Genomic DNA, 15,246 nt, shown 5'->3' with positions numbered 1-15,246 from the left:
TCGTTATGTACGTAAAGGTCTTTTATGAAGAAACTCATCAACGAGTCCGACCGCGTCGTCGACGAAATGCTCGAGGGAATGGTTGCCGCTCACGACCTGCGGCGACTCGAGGGGACGGAGGTCGTCGTCCGCGACGATGCGCCGGTCGAGGGGAAAGTCGGCATCGTCTCCGGCGGTGGAAGCGGCCACGAGCCGACCCACGCCGGCTACATCGGTGACGGGATGCTCGATGGCGCGGCGGCCGGCGCGGTGTTCACCTCGCCGACGGCCGACCAGTTGAGCGAGATGATTCTGGCCTGCGACGGCGGCGAGGGCGTCTTCTGCGTCGTCAAAAACTACGAGGGCGACGTGATGAACTTCGAAACCGCCGTCGAGATGGCGGGGATGGAGTCGGACGTCGAAGTCGAAACCGTCGTCGTCGACGACGACGTCGCCGTGGAGGACTCGCTGTACACGTCCGGTCGACGCGGCGTCTGCGGGACGATCTTCGTCCACAAAGTCGCCGGAGCGGCCGCCCACCGCGGGGACGACCTCGAGGAGGTCAAACGCCTCGCCGAGAAGACCAACGATCGCGTCGGGACGATGGGGATGGCCCTGACCTCGTGTGTTACGCCCGAAAAAGGCGAGCCAACGTTCGACCTGGGAGAAGACGAGATCGAACTCGGCATCGGCATCCACGGCGAACCCGGGACCGAGCGAACGGACGTGATGAGCGCCGACGAAATAACCGATCATCTCACCGAGGCCGTCCTCGAGGACCTCGACCTCGAAGCGGGCGCGGAGGTCGCCACGATCGTCAACGGGATGGGCGGGACGCCGCTGATGGAGCTCTACGTCGTCAACCGTCGGCTACAGGAGCTGCTCGGCGAGGCGGGCGTCGAGACCTGGAACGCCCGGGTCGGCGACTACATGACGTCGCTGGATATGGAGGGCTGTTCGATCACGCTGCTCGAACTCGACGACGAACTCAAAGAGCTGCTCGCCTCCCCGGTCGAAACGCCCGGACTGACGGTCACCGGCGGGGAGTGAGCATGTCGGAGGAGTTCGAGCGACAGTGCGACCTCGTCGTCACCGCACTCGAGGCCGTCGCCGATCGGCTTGCCGAAGAGAAAGAGACGCTCACCGAATTGGACTCGGCGATCGGCGACGCCGACCACGGCGCGAACATGAACCGCGGCTTTCAGGCGGCCCTCGAGAAGGTGTCTGAGAGCGACGCCGACGACCCGGCTGACCTCGTCAAGACGATCGGCGTTGCCCTCGTCTCGACGATCGGCGGCGCGTCAGGTCCGCTCTACGGCGGCTCGATCATGAGCGCGAGCCAGGAACTCGAGGGCGGAATCGCGGCCGACTCCAGCGTCGCCTTCGCCGAGGCTTACCTCGAGACCGTCGAGAGCCGCGGAAAGGCGTCGGTGGGCGACAAGACGATGGTCGACGCGCTCACCCCCGCCGTCCACACCTACAAGAAGTCGATCGAAGTCGACGACCTCGACCCGCTCGAGGCGCTGGCCAAGGCGGTCGACGCCGCCCGCCGCGGCGTCGAGTTCACGACCCCAATCCGCGCGAAGAAGGGACGAGCCTCCTATCTGGGCTGGCGATCGGTCGGCCACCAGGATCCCGGCGCGACGAGCACGCTCATGATTTTAGAGGAACTGCTCGCGGTGGCGGCCGAAGAGCTCGACGGCGAGATGGAAAATAAGACCGACGCCGAAGCGGACGTCGACCCCGCGGAACTCGAGGCCGAGAGTCCGGGCGAGGGTGACGACTGATGGTCGGCATCGTCGTCGTCTCCCACAGCGCCAAGGCAGCCGAAGGGATCTGCGAAATCGCCCGCGAAATGAGCGGCGAGGGTGCCCTCGAGTACGCCGGCGGCGATCCCGACGGCGGGATCGGCACCAGTCCAGATCCTATCAGCAAAGCGATCGAGGCCGCGTCCGACGGCGACGGCGTGGTCGTTCTCGTCGATCTGGGGAGCGCCGTGATGAACGCCGAACTCGCGATCGAGATGGCCGGCGTCGACGACGTCGTCATCGCCGACGCGCCGGTCCTCGAGGGGGCGCTCAACGCGGCGGTCGCCGCGACGTCGCCATCGGCCACCGTCGAGACCGTCCGCGAGGCCGCCGAGGAGGCCCGCGAGGTCTCGAAGGTCTGAGGTCTGAGGCCTGAACTACTCGCCGTCCAGCAGTGTTCGAACGTCCTCGCGCGTCTCCGCCTCGAGCGCTCGGTCGGCGAGCGCCCGCGCCGCCGCCGACTCGACCTCCCGAACTCGGCGTTTAATCGCCGGGATCGCGATCGGACTCGTGCTCAGTTCTTCGACGCCGAGGCCGATCAGGAGCTCGGTCACCGCCGGATCGCCGGCGAGTTCGCCGCAGACGCCGACCCACGCGTCGCCGCCGTGGTCCGTCGTCCGATCGATCGCTCGGAGTACCGCGGGGTGCAACGGATCTTGCAGGTCGGCGACGCGCTCGTTCTCCCGATCGGCGGCCATCACGTACTGCGTGAGGTCGTTCGTCCCGATGCTCAGGAAGTCGACGCGCGCGGCGAGTTCGTCCGTCATAAAGACCGCCGACGGCGTCTCGATCATCACGCCGACAGTGGGGCGTCCGTACTCGATGCCCTCCTCGGCTAACGCCGACGCGGCGGCCTCGAGCCGAGCCTGCGTTGCCTCGAGTTCTTCGACCGTCGCGATCATCGGGAACATCACCGCGAGCTCGCCCCCGTTCTCGGTCGCGGCCGCCCGGCAGATCGCCCGCAGCTGCGTCTCGAAAAGGTCCGACAGCTCCTCGAGGGCGACCCGAATCCCCCGCGCGCCAAGAAACGGATTTCGTTCGGACGCGCCCTCGCGGTAGGGCAGCGGCTTGTCCCCGCCGACGTCGAGGGTGCGAACGATCACTCGGCCGTCGGGAAACGTCTCGAGCGCGTCCGAGTACGCCTCGTACTGTTCGTCCTCGGTCGGCGGCTCCTCGCGATCGAGGAAGAGAAACTCCGTCCGGAAGAGCCCGATCCCGTCGGCACCCTGGGTCGCCGCGGCCGCGAAATCGTCGCCGCCGACGTTCGCCGCGACCTCGATCAACCGACCGTCGGCGGTTGCGACGGGCTCCGCGATCGGTTCGACGGTTCGGTCGCGTCCCGCTCGATCCCGCGTTTCGGGGTCGGGATCGGCGATCACGCGGCCCCGCTCGCCGTCGACGACCACCGGCGTTCCCGCCTCGAGCGCGCGCAACGCCTCGCCGACGCCGACGACGGCGGGGAGTCCGAGCGCTCGCGCGAGGATCGCCGCGTGGGCGGTCCGCCCGCCGGTGACCGTCGCGACGCCGGCGACCGAGTCGGGATCAAGTCCGGTCGTGTCGCTCGGCGTCAGTCGCTCGGCGAGGAGGACGCTTCCGGGCGGGATCGCCGCTGTCTCCCGTCCGAGAAGTTCGCGAACGAGCCGGTCGCGAACGTCGCGAAGGTCGTCGGCACGTTCGGCCATCGGCCCCTCCATCGCCTCGAACTGCGCGATCGGGTCCTCGAACGCCGCCTGGACGGCGTGTTCGGCCGGTAGCCCGTCGTCGACCGCCTCGTCGATGCCGTCCTCGAGTTGGGGATCGGTCAGGAACGCCGCGTGCGCGTCGAAGATCTGCGCCTCGCTCTCGCCGACGCGCTCGGCGGCCGCCGCCCGTTCCCGATCGAGCGCCTCGAGCGCCCGTTCGCGAGCGGCGGCGATCCGTTCGCGCTCGCTCGACCGATCGACGGCGTCGGCATCGGGCGGCTCCGGCAACTCGAGGTCCGTCGCGAGCCAGTGGACGGGGCCAACGCCGACGGCCGGCGTCACGCCGGTTCCCCCGAGCAGTCGCTCGCCGTTCGTTCCGCTCACCTCACTCGTCCTCCGGGGTCGTCAGTATCTCCTCGAGCGCCTCGAACGCGGCGTCCTCGTCCGGGCCGTCGACGGTGAGGCGGACCTGCTCGCCGCCGCGGACGTTCAGCCCGGTGACGGCGAGCATGCTGCTCGCGTCGACGGGATCGCCGTCCGCCGCCGACACCTCGATCGCGCTGTCGTACTGGCTCGCCGTCGAGACGAACCGCGCTGCCGGGCGCGCGTGCAGTCCGTTCTCCGGGACGACGGTCAGCGATCGCTCGATCATGCACGCCCTCGAGGTCGTTCGGGATCCGTCGGCTGGCGGTTCGGTTCCATACCCCTCGTACGACCCCGGTCGACGTAAACTGGTCGTCGGGCGCGGCCATCCGTCGCCGGCGCTCCGACTCGGGCGAGATCGGACCGCACAGCCGTCGCAAGCCGAACCATTACGCGCCGATTCGTGGTAGCGACGCGGGAATGACTCAGATCGGTTACACCCTCTCGAGCGAGGAGCACGGCCCGAGCGAACTGGTCGATATCGCCCGGCGTGCCGAGAACGCCGGTTTCGACTTCCTCTCGATTTCGGATCACTTCCACCCGTGGGTCTCGGCGCAGGGCGAGTCGCCGTTCGTCTGGTCCACGCTGGGTGGTATCGCCGAAGCGACCGAGGACATCGAGGTCGGCGTCGGCGTCACCTGCCCGACGGTCCGGATCCACCCGGTCAACGTCGCCCACGCCGTGGCGACCGTCGACGAAATGTTCGGCGACCGATTCACGTTCGGCGTCGGCACCGGCGAGAACCTGAACGAACACGTCACCGGCGAGCGCTGGCCGGAACACGACGTCCGCCTCGAGATGCTGGACGAGGCGATGGACGTCATGCACAAGCTCTGGACGGGCGAAACCGTCAGCCATCACGGCGAGCACTTCACGGTCGAGAACGCGCGACTGTACACCTGTCCTGACGAGCAGCCGTCGGCGATCGGGAGCGCGTTCGGCCCGCAGACGGCCGAGTGGGTCGCCGAGAACACCGACGGCCTCTGGTGTTCCGGCCCGAAGGAAGCGCCGGTCGAAGCGTACGAGGACGCCGGCGGCGACGGCCCCAAATACACGCAACTCCACGGCTGTTACGCCGAGACCGAAGACGAGGCCGTCGACACCGTCTACGAGTACTGGCCCAACGGCTCTATGCCGGGCGAACTCTCACAGGTACTGCCTACGCCGGCCCACTTCGAGCAGGCCGCACAGCTGGTCGAAAAGGAAGACATCGCCGACTCCGGCACGACCACCAGTCCGGACCCCCAGGATCACATCGACAGTATCGAACAGGCCGTCGACGCCGGTTACGACCACGTCTACTTCCACCAGATCGGGCCCGACCAGGAGCTGGCGATCGAGTTCTACGAGGACGAGATTCTGCCGTCGGTTCAGTAGGGTCGATTTCCGTCGCTCTCTGCGTTTTCGGCGTCGGCTCGGTCGCCGCTCGAGCCAAACTTTCAAGTGTCGGATACGTGTCTGCGAAACAATGGTCAGTCCGAACGAGGACCCGATCGAACTCGTTCCGTCCAGACACGACGCGTGGCGCGGGCGCTTCAAGGCCGAACGCGAGCGCGTGACCGACGCGCTCTGCGACGCAGCGCTCGAGTCCGCTGTCGAACGAATCGAACACGTCGGCTCGACCGCCGTCCCCGGTCTCGCTGCGAAGGATATCGTCGATCTCGATATCGTCGTCGCGGACGACGCTGTGGGCGACGTCTCCCGAACGCTCGAGTCAGAACTCGGCGGCGACAGACACGAGAACAGCGACGAGTGGCATCCCGTCTTTCGCCGCGAGAACGGCCGGCGATTCAACGATCACGTTTTCGCGGCGTCGAGCGACGGCTGGAAAGTCAGCGTCGTCACGCGGGACGTCCTCGAAACGGCCCCCACACTCCGCACGGAGTACGAGACGCTGAAGCGCGAACTGTCGACCGAACACGACGATCTCATCGCCTACTCCGAGGGGAAAACCGCCTTCGTCGAGCGGCTACTTCAGTTCGCCCGGACGGACGATGAACTGTCGTTCGAGTTCGCAGTTCCGACGATCGAGTCGTAACGCCACTCAGGCAAATGAGAGGTGTTTTCTCCTCCCCCCACCGAACGCGACGTAGTGTCCGATTCCGATAGAAATCTCCGGGAAAGCGTCGAAGAGTCGAGGCACGGTGCCCCGGCAGTGGGTGCGGTGGTTCGCGACCGATTCGAGAGCAACGAAGTTTTCCAGCGGATCATCGCGGCCGCCGACGAGGAGATCGATATCGGCATCCGCGAACTGTTCTTCAGCAGTCTCGCCGGCGGGTTCGCGATCACGCTTACGTTCCTGATCTACGCGTCGATGACCGCGTCGACCGGTGGTGACCCGATCCTGAGCGGGATTCTCTACCCGATCGGCTTCATCTACATCATTCTCGGCGGCTATCAGCTGTACACGGAGAACACGCTTCCCCCGGTCGCGCTCGTTCTCGAGCGCCTGGCGAGCCTTCCGGCCCTCTTCCGGATCTGGGTGGTCGTGTTAATCGGGAACTTCGTCGGCGGCGGATTCGGCGCACTCGTCTTAGCGTACACCGGTGTATTCTCCGATCCGGCGGCCGTAGCGGCCACCGATATCGCGATGAAGGGGATGAACGCGCCGTTCTGGGATCTGTTCTTCAAAGCCGGCTTCGCCGGGCTGATCGTCGCCGGCGTCGTCTGGCTCGATTACGCCGTCCGCGACACCATCACCCGCTTTTTCCTCATCTACATCGCGTTCCTGATGATCCCCTACGCGAACCTCTACCACGTTGTCGTCTCCTTTACCGAAGTGATGTACCTCGTGTTTTTAGGTCACATCGACGTGATTCCGGGTCTCACCGGATTCATTCTCCCGGTGTTGCTCGGAAATACGATCGGGGGCGTGCTCCTCGTCACCGTCGTCAACTACTTCCAGACGACAGAGCGACGTCTCAAGAGCGCACGAGAGGACGGTGCCGAACGACAGTTGACGATCCGGGAGTGGTTCATCGGCGGTCCCGTCGGCCGGGCCTACGTTCCGGCGAGACCTGACGCCAAGTGGATGGCGTCCGACGAACAGTCGGATGCCGAGACGACGGACGGACCAGAGAGACCCGACGGCGGTGTCCCCGAAACCGAGCGACCGGGCAACGACCCCGACTCTCCCGAGGACGACTGATCACCGAACGACGGTGACCGGACAGTCCGCTCGCCGGATGATCGTCTCCGCAATGCTGCCGAGCAGTACCCGTTTGACGCCGCCTTTCCCACGGCTACCGACGACGATCTGATCGATCTCGGTTTCGGTCGCGTACGAAACGATCGCTTTGGCCGGATGGCCGTACGCCAGTTCGGTCTCGATCGTTCGTCCGTACTCTTCCGCGATCGTCGTCGCGGTTTCGAGGACGTCTTGTGCACGCTCCTCCGCCTCGTTGGTCATCGACGCGTCGTAACTGGTGTCCAAGGTGACGTTCGACACCTCCGGCACGTGGACGGCGTAAATCGTCGCCTCGGTGAACTGCTCGAGTGCGTATTTCAGTGCGTCACGGGCCTCTCGGGAGTCGTCGATGGCGACGAGAATGCGATCCATACGTTCGCTTGTACGCGGACCCCTAAAACGTTCGGCGCTGAATGCGGTCCGTGGTCGGTGATCTCGTCGGTCGCCGTCCAATTGGTCGACCGACCGGTGACAGTAGCTCGCGAACCTCCGGAACGGGCGACGAGAACGCGGCGGCACGCTACCGTGACGCGCTGGATCGGCGGACCTCGATACGGCCGTCGTCGGAAATATCGACCGTGTACGTCTGTTCGCCCGCGACGTCGAACGAGACGACCGTCTCGCCGTCACCGGTTCCGTCGCCGAGGAGCGTATCGTGCGCCTCCGGATCGACGTGATCGTAGAGGACGAACCCGAGTTCGGTCGGGGCCTCGAGCGGGTCGACGTTCGTAACGGCACAGATCGCGTGGACGACGGCCATACTGACCGGCGTCTCGGCATCGTACTCGCGTACGATCGGTCCCGGTGACTCCGCCGATCCGAGTTCGCGGACGGCCGACTCGTTCGGTTCCATCGTCGGACACAGCAGGCGGCACGGACAAGACGCCTCGCCATGGATCTGCACGCACCTTGAGCAGGGGCGTACGATTCGCCGCTTCCCCACAGCTTTCCCGCTCGCGGACATCATTCCTCTCCATGGAGTACACCACGCTCGGTACCACGGGCACGACCGTCTCGAGACTCTGTTACGGCACCTGGCGATTCGGACGCGAGACCGGCGGGGTCGTCGAGACCGACCGCGAGGAGGCCCACGAGCTGCTCGATGCGGCCTGGGACCACGGTATCAACTTCATCGACACCGCAAACGTCTACGGCGATCCGGACGGGACCAGCGAGGAGTGGATCGGCGACTGGCTCGAAGCGCGCGACGACATCGACCGCGAGGACCTCGTCATCGCCTCGAAGGTCTACTTCCCGTTCGACGGCTGGGGAGAGCCCGGCCCGAACGACTCCGGACTCGGGCGCAAGCACATTCGCGCTCAGATCGAGGGCACCCTCGACAGGCTGAGCACCGACTACCTCGACCTGTACTACATCCACCGCTGGGACGAGGAGACGCCGATCGAGGAGACGATGTCGGTCCTTTCGGACCTCGTCCGAGAGGGGAAAGTCAACCATCTCGGCGCGAGTACGATGGCCGCCTGGCAACTGACGAAGGCGCTGTGGCAAAGCGACGTCGAGGGCCTCGAGCGCTTCGACGTCACCCAGCCGATGGTCAACGCGGCCCACTACGACGTCGTCGGCGACTACCTCGACGTCTGCGCCGATCAGAACATCGCAGTCTGTCCCTACTCGCCGCTCGGCGGCGGTTTCCTGACGGGGAAGTACGAGCAGGCCGAGAACGGCTCCGTCGAAGCGCCGGACGGCTCCCGGGCCAGCTTAGACGACCTGTTCGAGGATCGTTACGCCACGGATCGCGCCTGGGACGTCCTCGAGGCCGTCGAGTCCGTCGCGAACGAGGTCGACGCCACGCCGGCGCAGGTTTCCCTGCGGTGGCTGATGGACCAGGATCGGTTCACCTGCACGCCGATCGTCGGTGCGCGCACGCCCAACCAACTCGCAGAGAACGTCGGCGCGGTCGAGATCGAACTGAGCGACGAGCAGTTCGAGCGCATCGACGCGGCCCGAACCGACGACGAGTAAGGTGATGGGTCGAACGGGCCATCGAACGCGTATTGCTGTCGCAATACCCGGATAGAGAACCAGAAAAGCAGTAGGTTTCATACCTGCCAACAGTAATAGTTAGCCCGATGAACACGTGGTGGCGACGAATCGTGCTGTCGCTCGTCGCTGTTTTTGGGATCGTGATCGCCTACGGCTTCATCTATCAGTGGGGGATGCTGATGTTTGAGGGCGAGGAGCGAACGATCTACGAGTCGATTCAGGTCGTTATCGAGTCGCTGACGACCGCCGGGTTCGGCGGCGATACGGACGCCTGGAACAGCGCCCCGATGAACCTCATCGTTATCGGAATGAATCTCAGCGGCGTGTTGCTCGTCTTTCTCGCGCTGCCACTGTTCGTCGTGCCGCTCTTTCAGCGGGCGCTTGCGACGCAGCCGGCGGAGTCGACCGACCTCACCGATCACGTCATCATCTGTTCGCACAGGGAACGCGAAGACGTTCTCAGGGACGAACTCGAGGCCGCGGACGTTCCGTCCGTCTTCGTCGACGACGATCCGGAAACCGTCACGGACCTCACGGCCGACGGCATCGAGGCGATGATGGGCGATCCGGAGCAAGAACAGACGCTTTTGGCGGCGAACATCGACGAGGCCCGCGCGCTCGTGGTCGACATCTCCGACGAAGCCAATCCTGAAGTGATCCTCACCGCGAGGGAACTCACCGACGAGATCCAGATCGTAAGCGTGGCTGAGGACGAAGCCGCCGAGACCTACCATCGCTACGCCGGTGCGGATATCGTCGTTCGACCGCGACAGGTTCTCGGTCACAGCCTCGCAGCGAAGGCCGCGATGTCGATCACCACCGAACTGCAGGAGACGATCGAACTCGACGAACAGTTCGAGATCACCGAATTCCTCGTCGAGCGTGGCAGTGATCTCGCCGGTCGGACGATTGCCAACTCAGGCATACGCGACCGCATGGGCATCAACGTGATCGGCGCGTGGTTCAACGGCGAATTCGTCCCCGCACCGGATCCCGAGACGATCATCACCGAGCACACGATTCTGCTCGTCGCCGGCTCTCACGAGACGCTTACGGAACTGACCGCACGAACGCTCTCGCCTGCGGAAGAACGCACCTTTCGGGTAGTCGTCGGCGGCTACGGGGAAGTCGGCCGGACGGTCGGCGACACGCTCGGGGCGGAGGGACTCTCCCATACGATTATCGACAGGCGCGAAGACCTCGGCATCGATGTCGTCGGAGACGTCACGGACGAAGACACGCTCGAGGCTGCGGATATCGAGAACGCCCGGTCGATCGTCCTCGCACTCGACGACGATACGGCCGCGATCTACGCGACGCTCGTCCTCGAGAACGTGGCTCCCGAAACCGAGGTGATCGTGCGAGCCAATGAGACCGAAACCGTCCGAAAACTCTACCGAGCCGGTGCCGAGTACGTCCTCGCGCTGTCGACGGTGACGGGTCGGATGCTCTCTTCGATCTTGCTCGAGGACGAGGAGGTACTGACGCCGGAAACGCAGTTCGAGATCATCCGGACGACCGCACCCGAGTTCGCCGGCCAAACGCTGGGGGACCTCGACATCCGCGCACGGCTGGGATGTACGGTCGTCGCGGCCGAACGGGACGGCGAGTTGCTAACTAACCTCGGCCCCGAGTTCACGATCCATCGAGACGACAGCCTCATCATCGCCGGCAGCGACGAAACCGTCAATCGATTCATTGCCACCTCCCGGTGAGTCGAACCGGCTGGGAGCCGACAGCGGCGTTTCGTGAGTTCCCCCATTCCGTGGTCGTCTCCGAACTGGGCTGGGTGCTCTTGTTCCCGCTCCCGCCTCCCTGCGGTAGCTACGTAGCGTCCTCGACCGTCTGCACGATCTCGTCGATGTCGAACGCGTCGTCGATTTCTTCGTCGTCGACGATTACCGTCGGCGTTCCCTCGACGCCGGCGTCCTCGCCGCGTTCCCTATCGGCGGCGATCGTCGGGTAGTACGTACCGTCCTCGAGCGCCTCGGTGACGACGTCGGCGTCGACGCCGACGTCTGCCGCGGCCGTCGCGAGGTCCTCGTCGCTCGTATAGTCGTTCTCGTACAGCACCCGCTTGTACGCGAAGAATTCTCCGGCCGGCTCGTCGTCGGTCATGGTTTCGCTCTGGACCGCTCGAGCGGCGTTCGCCATCGAGACGGCCTCGTCCTCGACGGGGATCGGGAAGTCGGTGTGACGGTACGTGATCTCGTCGGGTTCGATCAGCTCCGATTCGAGCGTCGGGAAGACGTCCGCCTGAAAGCTGTGACAGGACGGGCAGGTGAAATCGGTGTAGACCTCGACGGTCACGTCACCGTCGCCGAGCGTCGGTTCCGGAAGCTCTCGGTCGGGTTCGACGTCCTCCAACTCCTCCGGATACTGTTCACCGAGCAGCGACGTACAGCCGGCCAGTCCGGCAGTCAGGGCGGTGCCGACGGTGACGGCGAGAAACGATCGGCGGTGCATTGGCTGTCGGTAGGAACGGGGCGCGGTTAGGAATGTCGGAACGCCATGGGACGTTCGTCTCAGATCACGAGCGCGTCGATCAGCACCGCGATGAGGACGGCGCCGAGGAAGGCGTTCGAGGCGTGGAACGACCGGAACGCCGCGGCCTCGGTCTGCTCGAAGTGAAGCCGGATGGCGAACCAGAGGAAGATCCCGCCGAATATCGCGACCGTCCCCGCGTAGAGCGCGCCGAGATCGGTGATCCAGGCGAGCGCGATCGTCGAGATGAGCGTCGCGGCGATGTAGTAGACGATGTGCTTGCGCGTCTCGGTCTCGCCGCGGACGACGGGCATCATCGGGAAGCCGCCCCGAGCGTAGTCGTCCTTGTACGCCAGCGCGAGGTTGTAGAAGTGGGCTGGCGTCCAGAGGAAGATCACGCCGGCGAGTGCGAGCGCCGGCCAGCCGATCTCGTTCGTCACGGCCGCCCAGCCAATGAGCGCCGGGAGCGCGCCGGCGAGGCCGCCGATGACCGTGTTCTGGACCGTGTTGGGTTTGAGCACGAGCGTGTAGACGACGCTGTAGAAGACGATCGCGGCAAGTCCGAGCGCGGCTGCCAGCGAGTTGATCGTCAGGAAGGTCGCCAGCGAGGCGATCGTCAGCAACACGCCGAAGGCCATCGCGTTCCGGACCGGAATCAGTTCGGTCGCCAGCGGTCGGTCGGCGGTCCGGGACATCTTCTGGTCGATGTCGCGCTCTAAGACGTGGTTGAACGTTCCGCTCGCGCCGATCGCGAGGACGCCGCCGCCGAGCGTGGCGACGATCACGTCGGGGGTCAGATCGGGTCCGGCGGCCAGCGCCATCCCCGCGGCGGCGACGAGACAGAGCAGCCACATCAGCCGCGGCTTCATCATCTTGAAGTAGGCGAACGCGGTGAGCCGCGCTCGAGCGAGCCGTCCGGTTGGAAGCGAGCGGGCCGCGGGTGCCTCCCCGTCGGCGGCTGCGGACTCGAGCGGCTCGGGCTGGTCGATCGTGTCGTTCGCCTCGCCGGTCGCGAGTTCGAGGTCCCAGGCGAGCGCGAGCACGATGCCCGTGAAGATCACGAGCCCGAGCGTGAGGTGGAGCCCGGGAACGATCGCCGCGGGTCCGAAGACCGCCGTCGCGGCGCCGACGCCGACCTGAATCACGTAGAGGACGGCTGCTGCGAGGATCGTCCAGCGGACGCGACTCGAGACGTCGCCGAGGACCGCCGTGACGGCGGTGGCGGCGACGAGGAGACCGACGACGACCGCCGCAAGGCGGTGGCCCCAGGCGATCACGAGTTCGGTCTGACTCAGGGGATCGGCCGGTGCGTGGCAGGTCGGCCAGGTCGAACACGCTGCTGCTGCGTTCGTCAGCGAGGTCGTTGCGCCGATGATCAACAGGAGGTAAACCCCGAGCGCGGTCGCTGCGAGAAGCGCAGAGAAGCGTTGTCGGCTACCGATCGGACGGGGAAACGACGACGATGTAGTTGCCACGACTGTTCTCGTCTAAATCGTTCGACTCTGCGTATTTATGAGTCCCGCTTTTCCCGCTCTTCCGCGGGCCTCGGGAGCTACACTGGGCGAACCGGTTCGGTCCAGTCTCTCTCGAGACCGGCGTTCACGATCATTGAAGCGAAGCCGAGCAACGATAGGGGATGCTCACGTAGCAATCGATACCGTGTCTCCGTTCGACGCGTCTCGCGCGACGAACGATCCCGGGGACAGCGATAGCGACCCGAACGGCGACGACGCAGAGACACCACGCCGCGATGCTGGTCCGGAGACGGCCGTCCACGGCGGCGAGCCGGCCGCGCGCTGTCCGTACTGTCGCCAGCCGTTCCACGACGAACGGTTCGAAACGCTGCACCGCGGCCTCGAGCACCCCTCGACGCTCTCCACCCGCGAACGGGCCGCGTTCGAACGCGCGTACGCCGACGAAGGGGCGGACATTCGCCGGTTCCGGCTGCAGGCGCTCGGGACACTGTTGCTCGTCTACTTCTGCATGCTGTTCCTGTACGCGATCGTCACGTGACGCGAGCGGTCCTTCCTGTCCCGAACCGATTCACATTCCCATATCTTCGGCCGCGCCCGGAATCGGGAGGTCGTGCGGGGAGACGCTCAGCAACTCCCCGGCGTGGTCGAGCGCCATGTCGAAGCCGTAGTAGCGCTCGAGTTCGTCGCCATCGGCCGTCGGTCGCACTTTCAGCATGGCGTAGCCCTCGCGGTTCTGGGCGATCGCGGCGCTCGTGCCGGAACGAGCAGCCCCGTCACCGGTCGCCTCGAACTCGAGGACGCGTTCGGTCTCGGTCTCGTCGTAGATGGCCTTGATGCCGCCTGCTTCGGCCGTTCGATCGTCGGTCATAGCCGGTACTCACGGATCGAAGACCGGGAAGCTATCGGTTTCGACGCGGGTTGCCGGTACCGCGATTCGATCCAAACCTCGCCGACGCCGAGGCGAATCGGTACCGATTTTTCGGTGCCTCGAGAGGGTTCGGTCGTGACTCTGGAGCCGCGCCAGTCCCCCCGGCTGATCGCGACGTTCCAGCGCACGCGATCGGTCGCGATTCAGTGGGTCGTCGTCGCCGTCGTCGGGTTTTTCGGCCTCGCTTACCTCTTCGGCCACGTGCTGGCGACGATCCGTGGCACGTCCCTCGAGCCGATCGTCGTCCCGGTGTTCGCGCCGCCGGATGCGCTCATCTGGCTCGTCGCCTCGGTCGGCCTTGTCGCGCTCGTCGTTGTCCCACACGAACTGCTTCACGGGCTGTGTATGGCCCGCTACGGCGGTGATCCCGACTACGGCTTCGGCCTCGCCTACTTCGTCTTGCCCTACGCCTACGCGGAGACGGAGGACGTGAGCTACACGCGCAACCAGTTGCTCGCCACCTTACTGGCACCGTTCGTCGGTATCACGGTCGCTGGACTCGCGGCGATGATCGTCGTCCCCTCGCCGCTGTTGATCGTGCCACTGGCCGCTAACGCCGCCGGTTCGATCGGCGACCTCTGGATGGCCGGCGTCCTTCTGCAGTATCCCAGCGACGTCCGCATCGGCGGGCTTCCCGGAAGCGACATGCAGGGTTTTGGTATCTACGGCTCGAGGACTCGCGAGGACGGCCGGCGGTCGGGCATGCAGTTCCTGTCACGCGTCGTCTCCGGCGGCGTCGGCACGGTTGCCGTGCTTTCGGCCGCCCTCGTCGGGACGGTGTTCGTCTCGCTGGCCGTCGGCTCCGGAACCGTCGTTATCGGCGATCCCGACGGAACGAGGTTCCTCTTCCGACACGAACTCGATCACCGCGCGGGGACGGTCCGCCTCGAGCTCGGGACGCCGATGCTGGTAGCCCTCGCGAGCGCCGGCGGACTCCTGTGGGCCCTCGTCCTCGAGGGGACGACTGCGCTCCTCGGCGAGTCGTGATAGTTCGAACAGTACCGCCGCACAGGATACTTTGAACAGTATCGCCACGGCGAACCGTGGCGACCGAACGGGAGTCCAGTCTCGTGGACGCTACGAACGGATCACCGATTAATCAGCCAGAACACGGTGAACCCGGCCAGAGCGCTTGCGATCAGCGTCAACACGGTGGTGACCAGCCGCGTTGTTCCAGTGGTGTCCGTCCCGAACCAGGCGAACATCGTCATGAACACGACCACGAGCGCAAGTGTCGCAACCTCCGTACTCGAGAGTTCGATCACTGACTGCACGA

At 65.6% G+C, this 15,246-nt stretch carries 17 protein-coding genes and 1 pseudogene; 10 read left to right on the top strand and 8 right to left on the bottom strand.

The window, feature by feature from the left end; genetic code table 11:
* The first annotated feature begins 24 nt into the window (after positions 1–24).
* From dhaK to dhaM, 3 genes are read left to right on the top strand one after another with little or no spacing between them, the layout of a single operon-like run.
* On the top strand, positions 25–1,029 hold the full coding sequence (gene dhaK, locus ACSFC5_RS13215; protein ID WP_440765717.1) for a dihydroxyacetone kinase subunit DhaK: 1,005 nt from the start codon (positions 25–27) through the stop codon (positions 1,027–1,029).
* A 2-nt stretch (positions 1,030–1,031) separates the two neighbouring features.
* Entirely contained in the window at positions 1,032–1,766 is a 735-nt protein-coding gene (gene dhaL, locus ACSFC5_RS13210) for a dihydroxyacetone kinase subunit DhaL (RefSeq protein WP_440765716.1), read from the top strand.
* The gene (gene dhaM, locus ACSFC5_RS13205) at positions 1,766–2,149 is read left to right on the top strand and encodes a dihydroxyacetone kinase phosphoryl donor subunit DhaM (protein ID WP_440765715.1); all 384 of its coding nucleotides are present in this window, start codon (positions 1,766–1,768) and stop codon (positions 2,147–2,149) included. Before dhaL ends, dhaM begins: the two co-directional genes overlap by 1 nt.
* Positions 2,150–2,164: 15 nt before the next feature.
* On the opposite strand, the gene ptsP is transcribed toward dhaM, so the two are convergent.
* Positions 2,165–3,853 carry a phosphoenolpyruvate--protein phosphotransferase gene (gene ptsP / locus ACSFC5_RS13200; protein WP_440765714.1) on the bottom strand — a complete coding sequence of 563 codons (1,689 nt, stop codon included), beginning with the start codon at positions 3,851–3,853 and terminating at the stop codon, positions 2,165–2,167.
* Position 3,854: 1 nt separating this feature from the next.
* Complete coding sequence (locus ACSFC5_RS13195) at positions 3,855–4,121, bottom strand: HPr family phosphocarrier protein (protein ID WP_440765713.1); 267 nt, start codon at positions 4,119–4,121, stop codon at positions 3,855–3,857.
* Between the two features lie 191 nt (positions 4,122–4,312).
* Between ACSFC5_RS13195 and ACSFC5_RS13190 the strand changes: the two genes are divergently transcribed.
* The 3 genes and pseudogenes from ACSFC5_RS13190 to ACSFC5_RS13180 form a co-directional block, all read left to right on the top strand.
* Positions 4,313–5,269 (top strand): TIGR03557 family F420-dependent LLM class oxidoreductase, encoded by a 957-nt coding sequence (locus ACSFC5_RS13190; protein WP_440765712.1) that lies wholly within the window; start codon positions 4,313–4,315, stop codon positions 5,267–5,269.
* Positions 5,270–5,360: 91 nt separating this feature from the next.
* Positions 5,361–5,930, top strand: coding sequence for a GrpB family protein (locus ACSFC5_RS13185; RefSeq protein WP_440765711.1), 570 nt, complete (start codon positions 5,361–5,363; stop codon positions 5,928–5,930).
* Between the two features lie 21 nt (positions 5,931–5,951).
* Positions 5,952–6,902 (top strand): annotated as a pseudogene (locus ACSFC5_RS13180) (formate/nitrite transporter family protein); the annotation flags it as partial.
* A 138-nt stretch (positions 6,903–7,040) separates the two neighbouring features.
* On the opposite strand, the gene ACSFC5_RS13175 reads toward ACSFC5_RS13180, so the two are convergent.
* On the bottom strand, positions 7,041–7,451 hold the full coding sequence (locus ACSFC5_RS13175; RefSeq protein ID WP_440765710.1) for a universal stress protein: 411 nt from the start codon (positions 7,449–7,451) through the stop codon (positions 7,041–7,043).
* 148 nt (positions 7,452–7,599) lie between these two features.
* Positions 7,600–7,932 carry a HalOD1 output domain-containing protein gene (locus ACSFC5_RS13170; RefSeq protein WP_440765709.1) on the bottom strand — a complete coding sequence of 111 codons (333 nt, stop codon included), beginning with the start codon at positions 7,930–7,932 and terminating at the stop codon, positions 7,600–7,602.
* Between the two features lie 122 nt (positions 7,933–8,054).
* Between ACSFC5_RS13170 and ACSFC5_RS13165 the strand changes: the two genes are divergently transcribed.
* Both ACSFC5_RS13165 and ACSFC5_RS13160 read left to right on the top strand, forming a co-directional pair.
* Entirely contained in the window at positions 8,055–9,062 is a 1,008-nt protein-coding gene (locus ACSFC5_RS13165; protein ID WP_440765708.1) for an aldo/keto reductase, read from the top strand.
* 107 nt (positions 9,063–9,169) lie between these two features.
* Positions 9,170–10,798: a potassium channel family protein gene (locus tag ACSFC5_RS13160; RefSeq protein ID WP_440765707.1), complete on the top strand. Its 1,629-nt coding sequence runs from the start codon at positions 9,170–9,172 to the stop codon at positions 10,796–10,798.
* Positions 10,799–10,907: 109 nt separating this feature from the next.
* Here ACSFC5_RS13160 and ACSFC5_RS13155 read toward each other — a convergent pair whose 3' ends face one another.
* Both ACSFC5_RS13155 and ACSFC5_RS13150 read right to left on the bottom strand, forming a co-directional pair.
* Positions 10,908–11,549 carry a DsbA family protein gene (locus tag ACSFC5_RS13155; protein WP_440765706.1) on the bottom strand — a complete coding sequence of 214 codons (642 nt, stop codon included), beginning with the start codon at positions 11,547–11,549 and terminating at the stop codon, positions 10,908–10,910.
* A 59-nt stretch (positions 11,550–11,608) separates the two neighbouring features.
* On the bottom strand, positions 11,609–13,042 hold the full coding sequence (locus tag ACSFC5_RS13150) for a heme o synthase (RefSeq protein ID WP_440765705.1): 1,434 nt from the start codon (positions 13,040–13,042) through the stop codon (positions 11,609–11,611).
* Positions 13,043–13,226: 184 nt separating this feature from the next.
* Between ACSFC5_RS13150 and ACSFC5_RS13145 the strand changes: the two genes are divergently transcribed.
* Positions 13,227–13,580, top strand: a complete 354-nt coding sequence (locus ACSFC5_RS13145; protein WP_440765704.1) for a DUF7410 domain-containing protein — start codon at positions 13,227–13,229, stop codon at positions 13,578–13,580.
* A gap of 30 nt (positions 13,581–13,610) precedes the next feature.
* Here the strand turns inward: ACSFC5_RS13145 and ACSFC5_RS13140 are convergent, their stop codons facing one another.
* Complete coding sequence (locus ACSFC5_RS13140; protein WP_440765703.1) at positions 13,611–13,910, bottom strand: DUF7111 family protein; 300 nt, start codon at positions 13,908–13,910, stop codon at positions 13,611–13,613.
* Positions 13,911–14,045: 135 nt separating this feature from the next.
* Between ACSFC5_RS13140 and ACSFC5_RS13135 the strand changes: the two genes are divergently transcribed.
* Positions 14,046–14,957, top strand: a complete 912-nt coding sequence (locus tag ACSFC5_RS13135; RefSeq protein ID WP_440765702.1) for a DUF3267 domain-containing protein — start codon at positions 14,046–14,048, stop codon at positions 14,955–14,957.
* A 101-nt stretch (positions 14,958–15,058) separates the two neighbouring features.
* Here ACSFC5_RS13135 and ACSFC5_RS13130 read toward each other — a convergent pair whose 3' ends face one another.
* Positions 15,059–15,244 (bottom strand): hypothetical protein, encoded by a 186-nt coding sequence (locus ACSFC5_RS13130; protein WP_440765701.1) that lies wholly within the window; start codon positions 15,242–15,244, stop codon positions 15,059–15,061.
* Between the last annotated feature and the right edge of the window lie 2 nt (positions 15,245–15,246).

It is taken from the genome of Natronorubrum marinum, from assembly GCF_052040125.1.
In the GTDB taxonomy this organism is placed as follows: domain Archaea; phylum Halobacteriota; class Halobacteria; order Halobacteriales; family Natrialbaceae; genus Natronorubrum.
Note: the sequence above shows the minus strand (reverse complement) of the source record. Positions and strands in the feature narration are given on the sequence as shown.